The 16,632-nt window shown below is 57.5% G+C and carries 12 protein-coding genes; 3 read left to right on the top strand and 9 right to left on the bottom strand.

What is annotated here, in order from left to right; genetic code table 11:
• The first annotated feature begins 106 nt into the window (after positions 1 to 106).
• Together PSR62_RS06190 and PSR62_RS06185 are read left to right on the top strand one after the other, a co-directional pair.
• Positions 107 to 1,525 (top strand): L-serine ammonia-lyase, encoded by a 1,419-nt coding sequence (locus PSR62_RS06190; protein ID WP_274406943.1) that lies wholly within the window; start codon positions 107 to 109, stop codon positions 1,523 to 1,525.
• Positions 1,526 to 1,685: 160 nt separating this feature from the next.
• A complete protein-coding gene (locus PSR62_RS06185; RefSeq protein ID WP_274406942.1) occupies positions 1,686 to 2,801 on the top strand; it encodes a Gfo/Idh/MocA family protein in 1,116 nt (371 codons plus the stop codon).
• Between the two features lie 312 nt (positions 2,802 to 3,113).
• Here the strand turns inward: PSR62_RS06185 and PSR62_RS06180 are convergent, their stop codons facing one another.
• The 5 genes from PSR62_RS06180 to PSR62_RS06160 all read right to left on the bottom strand — a co-directional run bounded on the left by PSR62_RS06180 (position 3,114) and on the right by PSR62_RS06160 (position 11,304).
• Positions 3,114 to 4,004 carry an endonuclease/exonuclease/phosphatase family protein gene (locus tag PSR62_RS06180; RefSeq protein WP_274406941.1) on the bottom strand — a complete coding sequence of 297 codons (891 nt, stop codon included), beginning with the start codon at positions 4,002 to 4,004 and terminating at the stop codon, positions 3,114 to 3,116.
• 70 nt (positions 4,005 to 4,074) lie between these two features.
• A complete protein-coding gene (locus PSR62_RS06175; protein ID WP_338020174.1) occupies positions 4,075 to 5,703 on the bottom strand; it encodes an L-fucose/L-arabinose isomerase family protein in 1,629 nt (542 codons plus the stop codon).
• A gap of 20 nt (positions 5,704 to 5,723) precedes the next feature.
• Positions 5,724 to 7,397, bottom strand: coding sequence for a ribulokinase (locus tag PSR62_RS06170; protein ID WP_274406939.1), 1,674 nt, complete (start codon positions 7,395 to 7,397; stop codon positions 5,724 to 5,726).
• A gap of 113 nt (positions 7,398 to 7,510) precedes the next feature.
• Positions 7,511 to 9,814: an FG-GAP repeat domain-containing protein gene (locus PSR62_RS06165; protein ID WP_443217402.1), complete on the bottom strand. Its 2,304-nt coding sequence runs from the start codon at positions 9,812 to 9,814 to the stop codon at positions 7,511 to 7,513.
• A 146-nt stretch (positions 9,815 to 9,960) separates the two neighbouring features.
• On the bottom strand, positions 9,961 to 11,304 hold the full coding sequence (locus tag PSR62_RS06160; protein ID WP_274406937.1) for a DUF3748 domain-containing protein: 1,344 nt from the start codon (positions 11,302 to 11,304) through the stop codon (positions 9,961 to 9,963).
• A gap of 215 nt (positions 11,305 to 11,519) precedes the next feature.
• Here PSR62_RS06160 and PSR62_RS06155 point away from each other — a divergent pair, with 215 nt between their 5' ends.
• Complete coding sequence (locus tag PSR62_RS06155) at positions 11,520 to 12,215, top strand: GntR family transcriptional regulator (RefSeq protein ID WP_274406936.1); 696 nt, start codon at positions 11,520 to 11,522, stop codon at positions 12,213 to 12,215.
• On the opposite strand, the gene PSR62_RS06150 is transcribed toward PSR62_RS06155, so the two are convergent.
• The 4 genes from PSR62_RS06150 to PSR62_RS06135 form a co-directional block, all read right to left on the bottom strand.
• Entirely contained in the window at positions 12,182 to 13,795 is a 1,614-nt protein-coding gene (locus PSR62_RS06150) for a sodium:solute symporter (RefSeq protein WP_274406935.1), read from the bottom strand. The genes PSR62_RS06155 and PSR62_RS06150 overlap by 34 nt on opposite strands.
• A gap of 8 nt (positions 13,796 to 13,803) precedes the next feature.
• Positions 13,804 to 14,727, bottom strand: a complete 924-nt coding sequence (locus tag PSR62_RS06145) for a dihydrodipicolinate synthase family protein (RefSeq protein WP_274408174.1) — start codon at positions 14,725 to 14,727, stop codon at positions 13,804 to 13,806.
• A 182-nt stretch (positions 14,728 to 14,909) separates the two neighbouring features.
• Positions 14,910 to 16,289 (bottom strand): Gfo/Idh/MocA family protein, encoded by a 1,380-nt coding sequence (locus PSR62_RS06140; RefSeq protein WP_274406934.1) that lies wholly within the window; start codon positions 16,287 to 16,289, stop codon positions 14,910 to 14,912.
• Between the two features lie 125 nt (positions 16,290 to 16,414).
• Positions 16,415 to 16,624: a hypothetical protein gene (locus PSR62_RS06135; protein WP_274406933.1), complete on the bottom strand. Its 210-nt coding sequence runs from the start codon at positions 16,622 to 16,624 to the stop codon at positions 16,415 to 16,417.
• Positions 16,625 to 16,632: the final 8 nt, after the last annotated feature.

Raw genomic sequence — 16,632 nt, 5'->3', positions numbered from 1 at the left:
CCCCGTCAGAACCTGGTTCTGACGGGGCTTTTTTCATGCCCGCTTCGCTTGATTTCCCTGCCCTGGTGCGATCCGACCGCAATCTTCGAACAGGAAACGCAGCCTCGTGAGCCACCCCGCCAAGCCCGCCGAAACCTTGATCCCATACTTTGGCGTCTTCGACCTGTTCAAAATCGGGATTGGGCCGTCCAGCTCTCACTCGGTGGGGCCGATGCGTGCGGCAGAAGCGTTCCTAAAAGAACTGCAAGAAAACAGCCTGCTGCAACACGTCTCGCGGATCCAAATCGACCTCTACGGCTCGCTGGCCCTGACCGGACTGGGACACCAAACCGATGTCGCGTTGCTGATGGGAATGCAAGGCGAAACTCCCGACCAAATCGACACCAGCACGGTGACATCGAAACTCGCCTCCATTCGCGAATCCAAACAACTCGCACTCCAGGGCAACCACCCCATTCATTTCTGCGAATCCACCGACCTGGTCATGCACCGACGAGCGGTCAAAGGCATGCATCCCAACACGATGCGTTTCTCAGCCTTCACGGACGACGCCCCCCAAACACCAGCGATCGAAGCCACATTCCTCTCGATTGGCGGCGGCTTCATCCATCGCGAAGGACAAACAGGCGGCGTACAAGAAAAGTGCTCCTCCGAAGTGCCCTACCCTTTCACGTCCGCGAACGAAGTCCTGCAACTCTGCGAACAACACCAAATCTCAATCAACGAATTGGCCCTGAGAAATGAGCTGACGTTCCGATCCCAAGAAGAAATCCGAGCGGGACTTCAGCGGATCTGGACCGTGATGCAGGAGTGCGTCAAAAAGGGCTGCCACACCGAAGGTATCTTGCCCGGCGGTTTGGAGGTGGAACGACGCGCCCCGGCTCTGTTCCAATCCCTGACGCAGCGCAGCGCCCCAATGGACCGAGACGCACTGTGCGTCCTGGACTGGGTCGACCTGTATGCGCTGGCAGTCAACGAAGAGAACGCGGCAGGCGGACGCGTCGTCACCGCACCAACCAACGGGGCAGCGGGAATCATCCCCGCGGTGCTGCATTACCTCCAGCGGTTCTGCCCGGATGTCACCGACGAAACGATTGAACGCTTCCTTCTGACCGCCGCCGTGATTGGATCGCTCTACAAACGCAACGCTTCGATCTCGGGAGCAGAAGTGGGCTGCCAAGGCGAAGTGGGCGTGGCGTGCTCGATGGCCGCAGGAGCCCTCACCGATGCACTCGGCGGAACACCACACCAAGTCGAAGAAGCCGCCGAGATTGGCATGGAACACAACCTTGGACTGACCTGCGATCCGATCAAAGGACTCGTCCAAGTCCCCTGCATCGAACGCAATGCCATGGGAGCGGTGAAGGCGATCAACGCCAGCCGACTCGCCCTGCGTGGCGATGGCAAACACTTTGTCTCCCTGGATCGTGTGATCCGCGTCATGAAGCGAACCGGCGCGGACATGTCCGCCCGCTACAAAGAAACCTCCCGTGGCGGCTTGGCCGTCAACATCAGCGAATGCTGACCCAATCCGCTGCCTTCTTCCCGAAACAGAGCAGCTAGAAAACGTTAAATATCACAACCGCGTTTCCTCATTTCACACCGAACCCCAGGGACATCCCTTTATACTGACCTTCGAATTCAACTCCCCTAGATCAATTCGATGGCAAAGGACACCACATTCGATGAGTGATGGCAAAGTGAAGATGGCAATGGTCGGCTTGGGCTTCGGGTCGGAGTTCATTTCGATCTATCAAGCTCACCCGGACGCTGACGTCGTGGCAATTTGCCGACGCAACGAAACGGAGCTGAACAAGGCCGGCGATCAGTTTGGCATCGATCGCCGCTACACCGACTACGACGCGGTGTTGGCCGACCCGGAAGTTCAGTGCGTTCACATCAACAGCCCGATCGCGGACCACGCCTGGATGTCGCTGAAGGCTCTCGATGCCGGCAAGCATGTGATGTGCACGGTCCCGATGGCAACGACCATCGAAGAGTGCCAACAAATCTGCGAGAAGGTCAAAGAGACCGGCTTGAAATACATGATGGCCGAAACGGTCGTCTACAGCCGGGAATTCCTGTTCATCAAGGACATGTACGAGAAAGGCGAACTGGGAAAGATCCAACACCTCGCTGCTTCGCACCCGCAAGACATGGACGGCTGGCCAAGCTACTGGGAAGAGATGATCCCGATGCATTACGCCACCCACGTCGTCAGCCCTTGCTTGGGCCTGACAAACGCGATCGCAGAATCGGTCAGTTGCTTCGGCTCCGGCACCGTCCGGGAAGACATCGCCAAGAAGTCAGGCAGCCCCTTCGCCGTGGAAAGCTGTCACATCAAACTGAAAGACAGCGACATCACCGCTCACATCTGGCGATTTCTCTACGACGTTGCTCGGCAATACCGTGAGAGCTTCGATGTTTACGGAACCAAACGCAGCTTCGAGTGGACGCTCGTCGAAAACGAACCTCACGTCCTTCACACCGCGAAGAAACCCGAAAACGAGATCCCAGAAAAGATTGAGATCCCTGACTTCGCTCACCTCTTGCCTGAGCCGATCCAACGCTTCACGCTGCCTGCTGAAATCCACGACGCTGACCACCTGTCGTTCGTGCAAGGCGGCGGCCATGGCGGATCACACCCACACATGGTGCACGAATTCGTTTCCGCCGTGAAAGAAGATCGCGATCCGTGGCCCAACGCACCGACCGCAGCCAACTGGACGTGCACCGGTTTGTGCGCCCATCAATCGGCCATGAAAGGTGGCGAATTGGTTCGCCTCCCCGACTTCAGCTGAACCAACCCGCCGAACGATCAACGCCCCAGCAATCTCGGGGCTTCCACCCCGAGCGAAGAACGCCGGCCCCGTCCGGGGCGATCATTGCCGTCGAATGCTCCTCCGATTCGCGTCCCGGCACCGGCCCAACCGCCCGGATTTGTCAATTTACAATTTTACCTTTTCAATCTCCCCCATCTCACCTGTCGCCGCTCCGCGGTTGTTCGATCGCCCGGACACGCGCTACCAGTCGCGGAGCGACGGCAGCCGAAAGCCTTGGGTTTTCAACCCAAGGTCAGCCTTTCCTGCCAGAGGAAACCGCCCAGGGCCGCTCTACTTCAGCTCAACGCGAATCACAATCGGCAAGTGATCACTTGCGAACCGGCCGCCTTCGGTTCGCGGATCCAGCGTCTTGTATTCCTGCACGGCGACACGATCGCTGACCAGCACGTGATCAATCCGTCGATCGGGCTGAATGGCTTTGAATCCATTCCAAGTTCCAGTCGGACCGGTGGGCTTCCCTTCGACCATGTCGCGAGCATCCAGCAACGGCACTCGCTTCCCCGCCTGCAACGCTTTCAAAGGCGCGGACTCGGACGTCGCATTGAAATCGCCCATCACGATCACCGGCAAACTCTCGGCTCGCTGATCCACCTCCTCGGCGACCAGACGCCCCGATTCTTCGCGTGCCTGCGATCCCCGGTGATCAAAGTGGGAATTGATCACCAAGAATTCGGCTCGATCCGCTTTCCGTCGCAGCACGATCCAGGTCATCGTGCGAGGCAACGCCGCGTCCCAGCCTTTGGATCCCACCACGGCCGGCGTGTCCGACAACCACAGCGTTCCACGGTCCAACGCTTCGAATCGATCATGGCGATATCCGATGGGAGCGAACTCCCCGCCTTCTTTTCCGTCGTCTCGTCCGACCCCATACCAAGTCCACTCGGGCGTGCCTTCCTGGACATCGTGCAGCTGCTTCACCGTGACTTCTTGCAGACCAACAACATCCGAAGACGCGATGGTTTCAATCACTTTCGAACGTCGCATCGACCAAAGATCAAGTCGATCGTGGGAATTCAAGTAGCGGATGTTGTAGGTCATCGCGGTGAACGACTCATCGGCGACGACCGTCCCCGCCCCAACACTGCTGAACATGAACAGGCCGCAAACGAGGGCCAACCAGGCAGCGGTTTGGAATGTTGAATTCGATTGTCTCACTGTCATTTCATTTCTCCGGTTACCAAGGAAGCCCCTGGAGGGTGGTTACAAAAGGGTCTCAACGTGGCGTGTTCGTTCAAGGGGCGTCCGGACGCACGCCGCAGTAGCTGACAACCATGCCCAACTGATCCGCGACCGAGGCCTTGGTTTTCATCGCCAAGTCCGCTTCTTCCGCCGAGTTTGCGTAGGCAACTTGGATGTGATTGGCTTTGTGACGCGCCATCATTTCATCTCGCGAAACCCCGTGCAGAACCGCGTGCATGATCGGCCACTGAGGCGTCGTTGAATCCCAGCGTCGCTGCGTTTCTTCCGCTGGCAATTCGATCGCCGTTGCCCGCCCTAAATCCATGTGCAGTCGATCGTCAGCGACAAAGATTCGTGACCAAACCACTTCACCGGGCTTCGAGACACCTCGAACGGTGCTTCCGCCTGATGGAAAGTACATCGGTGGCTGGCGGAACCCTTCGGCATCCGCCCAACCGTTTTGAAAGTGAGAGGCAGGAACAGCGCCGCTGATCTCCAACACCCAAACCTCTTCTTCCGTCGTGCCGCTGGCATCGCGATCAGACCAACGCAAATCGTGCAGCGTGTTCTCGACCGGCTGCCCCAACGCTTGATGAACCCGGTTGGTAATCAGCCCATCCAGTCCCGCACACTCATCGACCTCGTTGAAGTGTGTCAGGGGTGCCCCCGGGTACAGCTCCCGAGATCCATCGCGTGAGAAGACGGGCGGCCGGACGGAATCATTGAGCATGCCCTCGACCAAATCACTGGCAGGCAACAAGTCCTTCAATCCCTGCTGGTACTGAATCCCGATGGCATCGCAACCAAAGTCGTCCGCAATTCGCATCGCTGCGATGTAGACGCGACACTGACCGAGAATCTGTGCGTCGGTGAGATCGATTTCGTGATTGGGCCCAGTATGGAATTTCATTCCCGCCTGATTCAACCAATCGCGAACGGCCTGAGCCTCTTCGTCACTGACCTGTTGCGACTCATGATAGAGCGCCGATTGACTCAATCGCTCTTTGAAGACTCCCGTCGCATGAAGCAGGTGGTCAGGAATGATGGCATTGAACATTCCCATGCAGCCTTCGTCGAACACTCCCAAAATCGCCTTTTCGCGTTGAATCGTTTCTGCGATTTCCAACGCCTTCTCGCGTGCGTTTGCATCGCAACTGGTGATTTCGAATGGCGTCACATGATCCATTTCATGCAAGACAGATCCCGTGTCCAACCAACTCTTCAGCTTGCCCAGGAACAAGGCGTCCGAGAACTCTTCGCTCCACAGCGAACTGTACTGAACCCCGGCTTTGGTGAGCGACCCATTGAGGTTCAGCAATCCGACCAACCCCGGCCACTGCCCTGACCAGTTCGCCACCGTCAAGATCGGTCCCCGATGCGTCATCAACCCCGCCAGAACATGATGCGAGTATTGCCAGACCGCTTCCGCCACAATCAGCGGGGCGGTGGGGTCAATGGTCCGGAACACATCCATTCCCTGCCGCTGCGACCGAATGAATCCATGCCCGCGAGCTTCATCAAACTCGTGCCCCCGACTGACTTGGTGGCCAAAAGATTCAATCGCAGCGATCAACCGCGACTCCATTTCTTTCTGGGCCTCCCAGCAAACCTGGTTCGCGGAATCTCGTAAGTCGCCGGAGGCAATCAGTGTGATCGTTTGAGGCATCGTCTCGTCAGCCAGTGAAAAGTAGGAAGTGAATTTCAAATTTGTTGTTGAGCGACCGCTAGGGCCAATTGCCGATAGCGTCGGTACAGCACATCGTAAGCTTGCGTTCGTTCCAAGCGAGGCAGAATCAAATCACGCTGATCTTCCGGAACCGCAGCCATCGCGGTCGCGGCCTCGGCGATGCTGGAAAACGGCGTCTTCTCTGGACCAGCCGCAACCATCCCCAGAACCGCCGCACCAACAGCTGGCCCCTGCGAGGAGGGATGAATTTCAATCGGCATCCCCAGCACGTCCGCATAAACCTCCACGAAGGCTCGGTTGTGATGTGGCAAACCACCGGTGGCGATGATGCGATCGATCGGCACACCACGGTTGCTGGAACTGCCCTGCTCTGCCTGATTCGACTCCGGAAGATCGGCGTCCCCATGACGGAGCATCTCCACGATCCAGCGGACACCAAAGGCAGACGCTTCCATCAAAGCCAGGTAAAGATGAGCGGGACCATGTTGCATCCCCAACCCTGTGAAAGCCCCGCGAACGGAACCATCCATCAGCGGCGTCCGGCAACCATTCATCCAATCCAAACACGAGACCCCCTCGGCACCGGGAGGCAACCTCATCGCTTCCTCGGCCAAGTCATCAAACGAATCCCGATTCAAGAGCTTTCGCAACCACGCAAACGCATCCCCGACTGCCGCCTGCCCGGTTTCATAACCGAACAACCCCGGCAAAATACCGCCCTCCACAACGCCAGCCACACCGGGCATGTCCACCATCTTGGTCGCATTGAGCATATGACAACTGCTGGTCCCCAGCACCATCACCAGCGTCCCCGGTTCCGCCGCGCCCACTCCCGGCACACCGGCGTGAGCGTCAATGATTGCTGCCGACACGGGAACTCCAGCGGGCAATCCAAACTGGGTTGCCATCGCTTCTGTCAGCTCCCCTGCCACCTCGCCCGGCGACCGCATTTGCTCCGCCGATTGACCAGGCATCCGCTTGGCAAACGCCTCGGCAAGCTTCGGATGAACGGCCTGGAAATAGTCTTGCGATGGATAACCTTCGTCTGCCGACCACATCGCTTTGTAACCCGCCTGACAGGTCGAACGGACCAACGAATCGCTGTCACCACCAACCAGCCGCCACACGAACCAATCGCCCGCCTCCAACCACACGTCGGCACACTCGGCGATGTCAGGAGCTTGTTCAATCGTCTCCAGCATTTTTGGAAAGAACCATTCCAATCCAATCACACCGCCATACCGTCGCAAAAAGGACTCGCCCCGTTCCCTGGCGATCGAAGTCATCCGGTCGGCTTGCTCCAGTGCGCCATGGTGCTTCCACAGCTTTGGCCAAGCCAGCGGACGTGACTTCAATGACTCCAACTCACACAGCGGCGTCCCGTCATGCTTGGCTGGCAACATTGTGCAACTGGTGAAGTCCACACCAATGCCCACGATCTCTTCCCCCGTCAAACCAGCCTTCGCCAGGGCCTCTTTCGTCGCCACCGCAGCGGACTGAATCCAGTCCGCAGGGCACTGCAACGCGTATCGCTCTGGCAACGGTTCCTCACTGCCCGGCAACGAATCCACGATCTGCCCATGCTCAAACGGGCTGACCGAAGACCCCACTTCGCGGCCCTCGGAATCCACCAAGATGGCACGCACAGACTCCGTTCCAAAATCGAGACCGAGAGCAATGACAGGCATAAGGATGTCGGATCGTGTGAATGAAAAGCAAAAACAAAAACTCGCCCGCGATGGGTTCAGACCCTCTGAACCCATCGTGAACAATCAGCCATCAAAAAATTGGCGAGCAGAGCTCACTTGGAATCGCGGAACGAACGCCCCCGATCGTAGCTGATCTTCGACACGGTTTGCGTTGCATCGCCAACGCGTGCCTCAAACTTCAGCACGATTCGGTCGTCTTCGCTGCTGGAATCAAAACGCAACTTCGTGCATTCGACCTTTCCCGATTCGGGTTGGTCCCAAAGCACCGTGATTGGACCGGACCATTTGATCCCATCGTGATAGCGGAACCGAACCAGGTCGGACTTCGTCTCATCCTTGTTCGATTCAATCCAAGCGGCAATTCGTCCCCGCGTGGAATCAAATGTGATTGCCTCTTCGCGATCCACCTTGGGATCAACTGGCTGTGCTGGCAACGCTTTTTCAAACTGCACGTTCCCGGCGACCTCTGCTTTCGAAAACGAAATGCAATCGTCATGGAAAATGTGGTAGATCCGGCCGTTTTCACTTCCAACGATCAGATCCCACTTCCCATCTCGGTTGAAGTCCGAGACCGCGGGACTGGCCGTGTGCCCCGCGACATTGCGGCGAGCCAAATTCCCGATGCGTTTCAACACCACTTTGCCGTCTTGATCCGCCACATTGCGATACCAGGTCACATTCTCAGAGTTGATCAACACATCCAACCGCCCATCCGAATCCCAATCCGCAACGGCGATTTTGACACGCCCCGATCGGCCGGCGGTACCGGCTGCCAAACGAATCGGAAGCCCTGATTCATCGACAAACAATCGTTCCGCTTCCCCCGCCGAACGACGCAGCGTCAGATACCCTTCCTGATCCATCAACACCAAATCCAGCTCATCATCGCCATCAAAGTCCAGAGCGACCGGCGTTGTCCGCCACTGCGTCAAAGACCTCTTCGTGGCTGGCTTCCAAGGATACCAAGCCGGTGGATTTTCGACGGGAGCGGATTCCAAGTCTCGCTCCACCAAGACCCCGGATTCATTGAGCAACACACCGACCTCGGACAAGATCGAGTTGTAGATGATGTCATCGTCGCCATCACCATCCCAATCCGCAAGTGACAACGTGGTGTAGCCCCACTTGGCTTCGCAGGGACCTTGGATCGATCCGTTCTCGCCCGCCAAAATCCGAAACGGTTCTTCTGTTCCGTCCTCCCCCCGAACGTTCAGCAACACGGGCTCCGCCCACTTCGGCAAACCACCTTCGCCCTCGCCGAGATTTTCGAACCACCCAATGTTGCCCGCTGTGTTCCCGCAGATGATGTCATCATCACCGTCTTGATCCCAATCGGAAACATAGGGCGTTGCCAGGGCACCAAACTTCAACGTGTCGGCCTTCTGACGAAAGTAAACAGGGTTTTCAAACACAGGCTGCCCGTCGCGAAGTTCGCCAGTGTTTTCAAGGAACGCAACGCGACCGTCTTCATCCCCGACGATCAAATCGGCATCACCATCGCGGTCCCAATCGATCGCGGTCGGCGTGATCATTTGCAAGTGCATGGTCAGCCGTTCGCCAGCGACATTCTGAAGCTCTTTCCCGGTTTGATAACGAGGTTTTTCGCGAGTCCCAACGTTCTCAAAGTACGTGAAGTAATCGAGAAAATTCCCGACCACCATGTCCAGGTCATCGTCCCCGTCGAAGTCAACGAAGCTCGCACACGGCCACCCAAAAACATCAATGGGTTCATCGCCCGCGACAATCATCTCGGGCTTCTTGTAGTCCGGCTTGGCATCATCCCCCACGTTGGACATCAAGAACAAATAACCGTGCAGCGGTCCGTTGTTCCAATCGCCGGCCTCATCGTAGGCATGATCCCACACCAAGTCGGCCCAATCTCCGACACCAGCGACCAAGTCGTGATCACCATCGCCGTCGTAGTCCACGTAACGCCACATGTTGCCGCGAATCCGGGCGCCCGGTGTGCTCAGCGGCTTCGCCGGCGCGGAAATGCCAGTGGGTTTGTCAAAATCAAATTTCCCTGTCGACGGATCCTGGGCAAAGTACTTGCCTGGAATCAAGACCCGCGACACACCGTTGACTTCACTCGCCAACATGTTGTGAAAAGCCCGTCCGAGTCGCACCGGTGCTTCGAAGACCGGCATTTTGACATTCGGGTCCTGACTTGAATTCTCGAAGTAGTACGTCCCATTGGAAGGTTTGTCAGGGCAACCAACCAACAAATCCAAATCACCATCGCCGTCGTAATCCATCGGCAGCGGGTAAGCCCAAAGCCCCACACCCAAGTCCACTTCCAACCCTGGGTTGTTGTACTTCAGCGGCTCCAGCTTCAGGTTCTCGTCCGCACTCCAAAGTTGCCCACCTTGGACCAACAACATCCACGCCAATCCCATTGCCAACGTACATGGTTGCAACGACCGTCTGTAAACACTCATGGTTGCTCTCTCTTTCTCAGGTTGCTCGCCGCTCCAGACACATTGCCCAGAGTGGCGGGTAGGTTTGATTTTTACAGTCCAACAGGTTTCATCGACCGCGGTACTCAATCTGTTTTTGAGTCAGCCACAAAGACTTGGCTGTACGATTCGTCGCCACTTGAAACCGCCCCCCCAAAGGCGACGCGACTTCCATCTGGCGAGTACACCACCGCAAACGGCAAACAGCGAAACAGCCCTCCACCTTCCGCCAAAACCTCCACACGACCATCGCTCAAGTCGACTTCACATACCGAGTTCCCCATCACACACGCGGCATGGTTCCCTTCGGGATGAATTGTAAACGCGGAGGCGACCGATTCGGTTCCGTCAGTGATTTGCTTGGGGGATCCACCATCCGGTGACACCGACCACAACTGAATCACCGCTTGATCATCCCGCATCAGAAAACAGATTTGGCTGCCATCGGGTTTGCTCCGTGGCCAATGCCGCACATCCGTGGCCACGCCTGGATACAGACGATCGGTGGTGCGGGTCAAACGCCGCTGCACCGTTCCGACTGGCGGTGCCGGCCGCGTGGTCGCGGTGCCTTGCAAAGGTTCCGATCCCGCACCGGAACAATCAACGGGCAAATCCACGACAAACAATTCCGGCACCGTTTTCCGCAGATGCTCTTGCGCCCCGAGCGCTGCCCCTGCTCTTTGCATGGGGGCCGTCTCAATGACCACGTCGCCTAAAAACGCCAAGGCCTTTGCTGAAGTCTTGCCGCTTGGGACCCGCCCCTTCTTTTTGGCAATCCAAGCGTCTTCGTAGGCTTTGCAAATTTGGTCCGTTCCCGGTTCGGGACGATCGTGCGTGCGCGTCGCCAAAACACTCCAGAACGCTCCCACATGATTGCGGCGATGCGTGCGTGGTACCGACACAGGCCGAAGCGGAATCGACACACCCACATTGCGTTGATTCAGCTGCCCGCCGTCTGGCTCCATCGCCAGCACATGATCCTCATAAGTGAAACTGACCCACTGGCCTTCGCTGTCAAAGACATGCACGTGACTGCCACCACGAAGCGCCCCCGGCGTGTAAGGATCCACAACGTCCCGAGCGTCTAAGTTCCGCACCGATGAAGTCTGCCCCGGACGCATCATGACACCACGGCGATGACAGGCCGCGTAGTTCCAATCGGGCGTTGGATCCTCTGGTCCATGAATGAAAACGATTTTATCTTCCGTGGGACTGGCGGTCACAACACCAACGCACGCACCACGCTGGGCTTCGTAGACCACTTCCACTTCGCTGGTCATCGTGTTGACACGCTCGATTCGTGAACCATCAAAGACGGCCCCGTTTGCATCACTGCGAATGTCGTAGTAGATCCAACTCCCATCCCAAGACCAAACATTCGCGTTGGTCAGGTGATGATGCTGGTGACGGTGAGTGACTTGACAAATCATGCTGCCACCCATGAACGGCATTGCCCTGAGGCCGCTTGATTCGCCTGCTGTGAGGCAGTCGTCAATGCATCGACTTCGGCACGATCGCAACGCTGCCAGTCATCTATAGACGCATAGGACCGAGGTTGTCTCGCTGGTAGAATGAGTGACCCGATCGCGTTCCGACGCATCGGCCCCGGATCCATCTCGTCCCTCCCCACACCCACTTCACGACAATGACTCCAGGGCGTCACCAAGTCGAAACGCACGCCAGCCGTGCCTATCATCACCTGCGTCAAAAACTGATTTCGGGTGAATTCAAACCCGGCACCAGGTTGCTGTATGGACCGATCGGCAAAGAAATCGGCGTGTCCGCAACCCCGGTTCGCGAAGCCGCTGGTCAGCTCGCGACGGAAGGCATGGTTGAATTGGTGCCGCAAATCGGCGCCGTTGTGCGATCGATCAATGAACCGGAAGTGCAAGAACTGTACGAGGTTCGCAACCTGATCGAACCCTTCGCTTCCGCACGTGCTTCGGAACGCTCGACGTCGGAAGACATCCAGCTGATCGCGAAGGAATACAACACGATGCGGGAGTTGGTGGAACGTCAGAAGCAAACCAACTCGCCGGAAGAAAGCCAGGAAATCGCCTACCAATTCAACCAGGCGGATCACAACTTTCACTTGCGAATCGTCGAAGCCACCGGCAACCACACTTTGGTTCGAACCTCCACTCAGTCCAACATTTTGACCCGCGTGTTTGGCATCTGGATGCACCGCCAAGGTGCCGACGTGATGGAGAACACCTGCAACGAACACGAAAAGATCTTCACCGCCATTCAAAACGGGAATGCTGAAGCGGCGCATGAAGCGGCATCGAATCACATCTTGAAGGGACTTCAACTTTCGCTCCAGTCCTTTCGCGAAGCCTGATCACCAGTCAGCCCGATCGTTGTGAACAACAATCCCAAGCCGATCATCAAGCATGGGCCCACCACGATCGTCATGAATTTATCCATCGGGTTGGCATAAGCCTCCCACGCTGCGGGCCAAACGCTGGTTTGCGAAAGCGTCATCCAGGCGATTGCCGAACCGCCAATCGCGAAAGCTGTGATGGCAGGTGTCCCGTGCAATCTCGGCACGGTGATCCCGAGCAAGAACAAACCGACGATCCCGGCGCCCAACACGCCCGACAACGTCCACCAAACATCCAGGGTGCTGTCAGTCAATCGAACCAACGCCAGTGCCATCGCGGTTCCCATGGCTCCCCACGCAATGGTTGACAGCCTCAACACGCCAATGTTCTGCGCGTCCGTGGAATCCCGGCGAAACAACCGCCTGTAAAAATCGCTCATCACCAACGTCGCTGATGAATTCAGCGAAGTCGAAACGGTGCTCATCGCGGCCGCGAAAATCGCTGCGATCAACAGCCCACGAACACCTTGGGGCAAGTGAGCCGCGATGAAGTGCGGGAACACCCGATCGCCCAAGTCACCTTCGGACAAACTCGAAGACATCACCGCCAACTGCTGTGAATAATCAGGGGCATCCAGGGGGACGCCTGCCTGCATCAATTTTTGTTCGGCAACAATCCTCCGGACCTCATCCAAATCTTGAGGATGCCCTTCGTAGTAGGCGTACAGCGACGATCCAATGAACAGAAACAACGCGCTGACCGGGACATACAACAGTGCGCCCACCCAAACGCTCTTGGCCGCTTCGCGATCCGATCGAGAAGCGATGTACCGCTGCACGTAGCTTTGATCGATGCCAAAGTTACGCAGGTTGTCGAACAATCCAAATGCCAACACGACCCAGATCGTCGATTCGGACACCAGGAGAGAACTGTCCCCCAAAGAGAACTTGTGGTTTTCGTTGGCAACGGCCAACACTTCGGCGGGTCCACCAGGCATTCCCAACAACAAGATGGCCAACGCCAAAAGCGCCCCGACCAACAACACAATCGCCTGAATCGCATCCGCCCAGATCACCGCGACGATCCCGCCGACAAACGAGTAAACCGTGACCACCACTCCGGTGCACGCGATGACCAATCGAATGTCCCAACCAAACAGAACCGCCATCGGCAACGCCATCAGGTACATCACGACGCCGATCCGAGCGATCTGAAACAGCAGGTAAAACCCGCTGGCAAAGAGCCGCGCCCAAAGCCCAAACCGCCGCTCCAGCAGCGAATACGCCGAGACTTCCCCGCTCTCTCGGTAAAGCGGCAAGAACCAATGCACCGCGATCGCCGCCGCAATCGGAATCGCCAACGAGTACATGAACGCGTTCCAGTTGTCGACAAACGCTTTCCCAGGCAGCGCCAGATAACTGATGCTGCTCAAGTAAGTTGCGAAAATCGACAGCCCACACAACCACCCCGGAAGGGATCGCCCACCGGCGGAGAAATCATCCGCCGAACGGTTGCGGGTCCAGAAATAAAACCCCATCGCCATGATGGCGACGAAGTAAACGACCAGGACCGTGTAGTCCAGGCCAGTGAATGCCATCGCCGCAATCATAGGATTCCCAAATCACGCAGGACCGCCGCCACTTTCTCTCGCTCGGGTTCAAAGAAGCGATGGAATGGGTCGGCTGGGAGATCGCTGCAGATCCCCAACAACGACGCCGCGCACTTGGTCGCTTTGATATGACGCGACGCGTACTTGCCAACGTCATAGATGTCTTGAAAACGCCGAATCTTGACCATCGCCGCTTCCGTCTTGGCCGCGTCATTGGCCTTCAGGCCTTCGTAACAATCCACGAAACAACGCGGCATCACATTCGCCCCACCCGACACACCGCCATCGCCGCCCAATTGATGGGCCTCTGGCAGCAGGGCTTCGGGGCCCAGCAAGACCGACCAATCATCGCGGACTTCGTTTCGCAATTCGCACAAACGACGGAAGTAATCCAGGTCACCGCTGCTGTCTTTGACACCCACGATGGACTGAATTTCTGAAAGCGTTCTCAGGGTTTCGATTTCGTACCAAACCTTGGTCAATCCCGGCATGTTGTAAAGCATCAACGGCAACGGAATTTCAGGAGCGATGTTCTGAACATACGCCGTCAGTTCCGTCTGGCCGGCAGGGAAATAGTACGGCGTGGTCAGGACCGCTGCATCCGCTCCCGCATCCGCGGCATGACGAGCCAGTGAGGTCGATTCCACAAACGCGGTGTCCGTCACTCCCACCAACACAGGCACACGGCCAGAGACCAATCGAGTGGTCGTCGTGATCAGTTCACGCCGCAATCGATAACTCAGACTGGGGGCTTCGCCCGTTGTTCCCAAGATAAAAATCCCGGAGACCCCACCGTCGATGACATGCTCGATCAAGCGTTCCAGTCCCTCCTGGTCCAGCTCATCGCGAGCGCGCAGGGGAGTGATCAAGGGAGGCACGATGCCTTGCAAGCGATTGCCTGCAGTGAACAGACGGGACATATCGCGAGCGTCAGTGTGGGAGGGAGATTTCATCTTGCGGGGACAGACGAAAAGTGGGTGGGGCTGGAGGCGGGGTTGGGCATGAGACCCAAAAGTGAACGACCGCCCAGAAACGGCCGGTCGTTCACGCAATCATTCTTCACGAACCGAATCGCATCCGATCCGCGAAAGAGGGCAACAGTCTATACGTTCGCGGTGGCTGCCGCATCCACCGACCAGCCCTCGCGGTAGTTTTTACTCAACAGCGAGGTGGCCTGTTCGTCGCCCGTGCAAACCATGTCCGAAGCATTGAATTTCAACTCGCGACCGCACTGGTGCGCGACGGTGCCCAGCAAAACGGTTTCAGTCAACGGGCCGGAGTAATCAAATTGGCACAGCGGCGTGCCCTGCCCTCGGATGGCTTGGATCCATTCCATGTGGTGACCGATCGAGTCCGCGATCCGCGGGGCAGCCGGCTTGAAGTCCGCAAATTTGTCTTTCGGAAGCAACGTGTAACTGCCGTACGTCGCGATCATCATTCCCTTGTCGCCCACAAACAACACGCCGCTGCCCGGCACCGAGATGCCTTCGAGTTCCTTGGGCGAGCGATCACCGTCGTACCAAGTCAGATCCAACTCGTCATGCTTGTCGGTTGCATCGAAGTGATAGCGGACCTTCAAACCCGTTGGGCAGTAATCATCCGATGGAGGTGGCCCATCCGCCACAACACTCGATGGAAGATGCAAACCCAACGCCCAGAACGGCAAGTCAATGTAGTGACATCCCATGTCGCCAAGTGTGCCAGCGCCGTAGGCACGATATCGGCGCCACGATGCAGGGTGCAAACCTGGCGTGTACGCGATCTTGGGTGCGGGGCCGAGCCACAGATCCCAATCAACGTTGGCGGGTGCCTCGCCTTGAGGCTTGGGCAACTCGGTTGCGCCCCAGCCCTTGCCAACCCACACGTGAACGCGAGTGACGTTGCCGATCACTCCGTCTTGGATCATCTCCACCACTCGGCGGTAGTTTCCACCGGCATGAATTTGCGTTCCCATTTGAGTCACCACGCCGGCTTCCTTGGCCGCCAGCCGAATGGCGCGGGCCTCAGCAACCGTGTGCGTCAAAGGCTTTTCGCAGTAGACGTTCAGCCCCTGTTCAATCGCTCGAATGGTTGCGGGGGCGTGATGATGGTCCGGCGTGCTGATCACCACCCCATCCAACTCGGTCTCTTCGCGAAGCATTTCGCGGTAATCGCGATACAGCTTGGCTTTCGGGAATCGCTCGCCGCCCGCCTTCAAATAGTTTGCATCGACATCACAAAGCGCGACCAGGTTTTGAGATTGCACCCCGGCCACGTTGGCCGCACCGCGATTGGCAATCCCAATGACGGCCAAGTTCAACGGCCGGTCAGGGTCAATGTCTTTGGCGGCTTGGGCCACAGGTGCACTCAGGTGCGACGTGGCAGCCAGTCCCATGGTGGCCCCGGTCCACTGCATCCATTGGCGACGATCGACGGTCGCTCCCAATTTCGGCTGGGATGGCGGGGTGATAGCGGACGAGACGACAGAGCGGGCGGATTTCATCGGTGATCCTCGTGTGTCAAATGCATTGAGTCAGCCGGAACGAGCACCTTCAGCGAGTGCGTGCTCCGGACTGAACGAGCCGACATTGTAGTGTGTCATTTGAGCATCTGTGGCACTCAGCCCCCTCACTTCCCCTTCCCAGGCAACGAAGGCGTCAGGGAGGACATTAACACGCCCCGCTGGATCAAGACGGGTTCTTTATCGCCCCAATCCACGTGACACGGCTCGCTGGTCGCCACTTCCGAATCGCAGACCCCCAGCGCCAAACGCATGATCCGGCGGTGCTGACGCTGGTCGTCGACCAGCGGGATACTGCGGTCAGGAACAATCGGCAAGGCAATTT

It is taken from the genome of Rhodopirellula sp. P2 (assembly GCF_028768465.1).
Classification (GTDB): Bacteria; Planctomycetota; Planctomycetia; order Pirellulales; family Pirellulaceae; genus Rhodopirellula.
The sequence above is the reverse complement of the archived record's forward strand: the minus strand, read 5'-3'. Positions and strand labels throughout refer to the sequence as shown.

Excerpts from the sequence above, each read along its gene's own strand:
- PSR62_RS06150 (WP_274406935.1), bottom strand. The coding sequence starts at position 13,795 with ATGGCATTCACTGGCCTGGACTACACGGTCCTGGTCGTTTACTTCGTC.
- PSR62_RS06165 (WP_443217402.1), bottom strand. The coding sequence starts at position 9,814 with ATGGGATTGGCGTGGATGTTGTTGGTCCAAGGTGGGCAACTTTGGAGT.
- PSR62_RS06155 (WP_274406936.1), top strand. The coding sequence starts at position 11,520 with ATGACTCCAGGGCGTCACCAAGTCGAAACGCACGCCAGCCGTGCCTAT.
- PSR62_RS06170 (WP_274406939.1), bottom strand. The coding sequence starts at position 7,397 with ATGCCTGTCATTGCTCTCGGTCTCGATTTTGGAACGGAGTCTGTGCGT.
- PSR62_RS06160 (WP_274406937.1), bottom strand. The coding sequence starts at position 11,304 with ATGATTTGTCAAGTCACTCACCGTCACCAGCATCATCACCTGACCAAC.
- PSR62_RS06140 (WP_274406934.1), bottom strand. The coding sequence starts at position 16,289 with ATGAAATCCGCCCGCTCTGTCGTCTCGTCCGCTATCACCCCGCCATCC.
- PSR62_RS06185 (WP_274406942.1), top strand. The coding sequence starts at position 1,686 with ATGAGTGATGGCAAAGTGAAGATGGCAATGGTCGGCTTGGGCTTCGGG.
- PSR62_RS06180 (WP_274406941.1), bottom strand. The coding sequence starts at position 4,004 with ATGACAGTGAGACAATCGAATTCAACATTCCAAACCGCTGCCTGGTTG.
- PSR62_RS06145 (WP_274408174.1), bottom strand. The coding sequence starts at position 14,727 with ATGTCCCGTCTGTTCACTGCAGGCAATCGCTTGCAAGGCATCGTGCCT.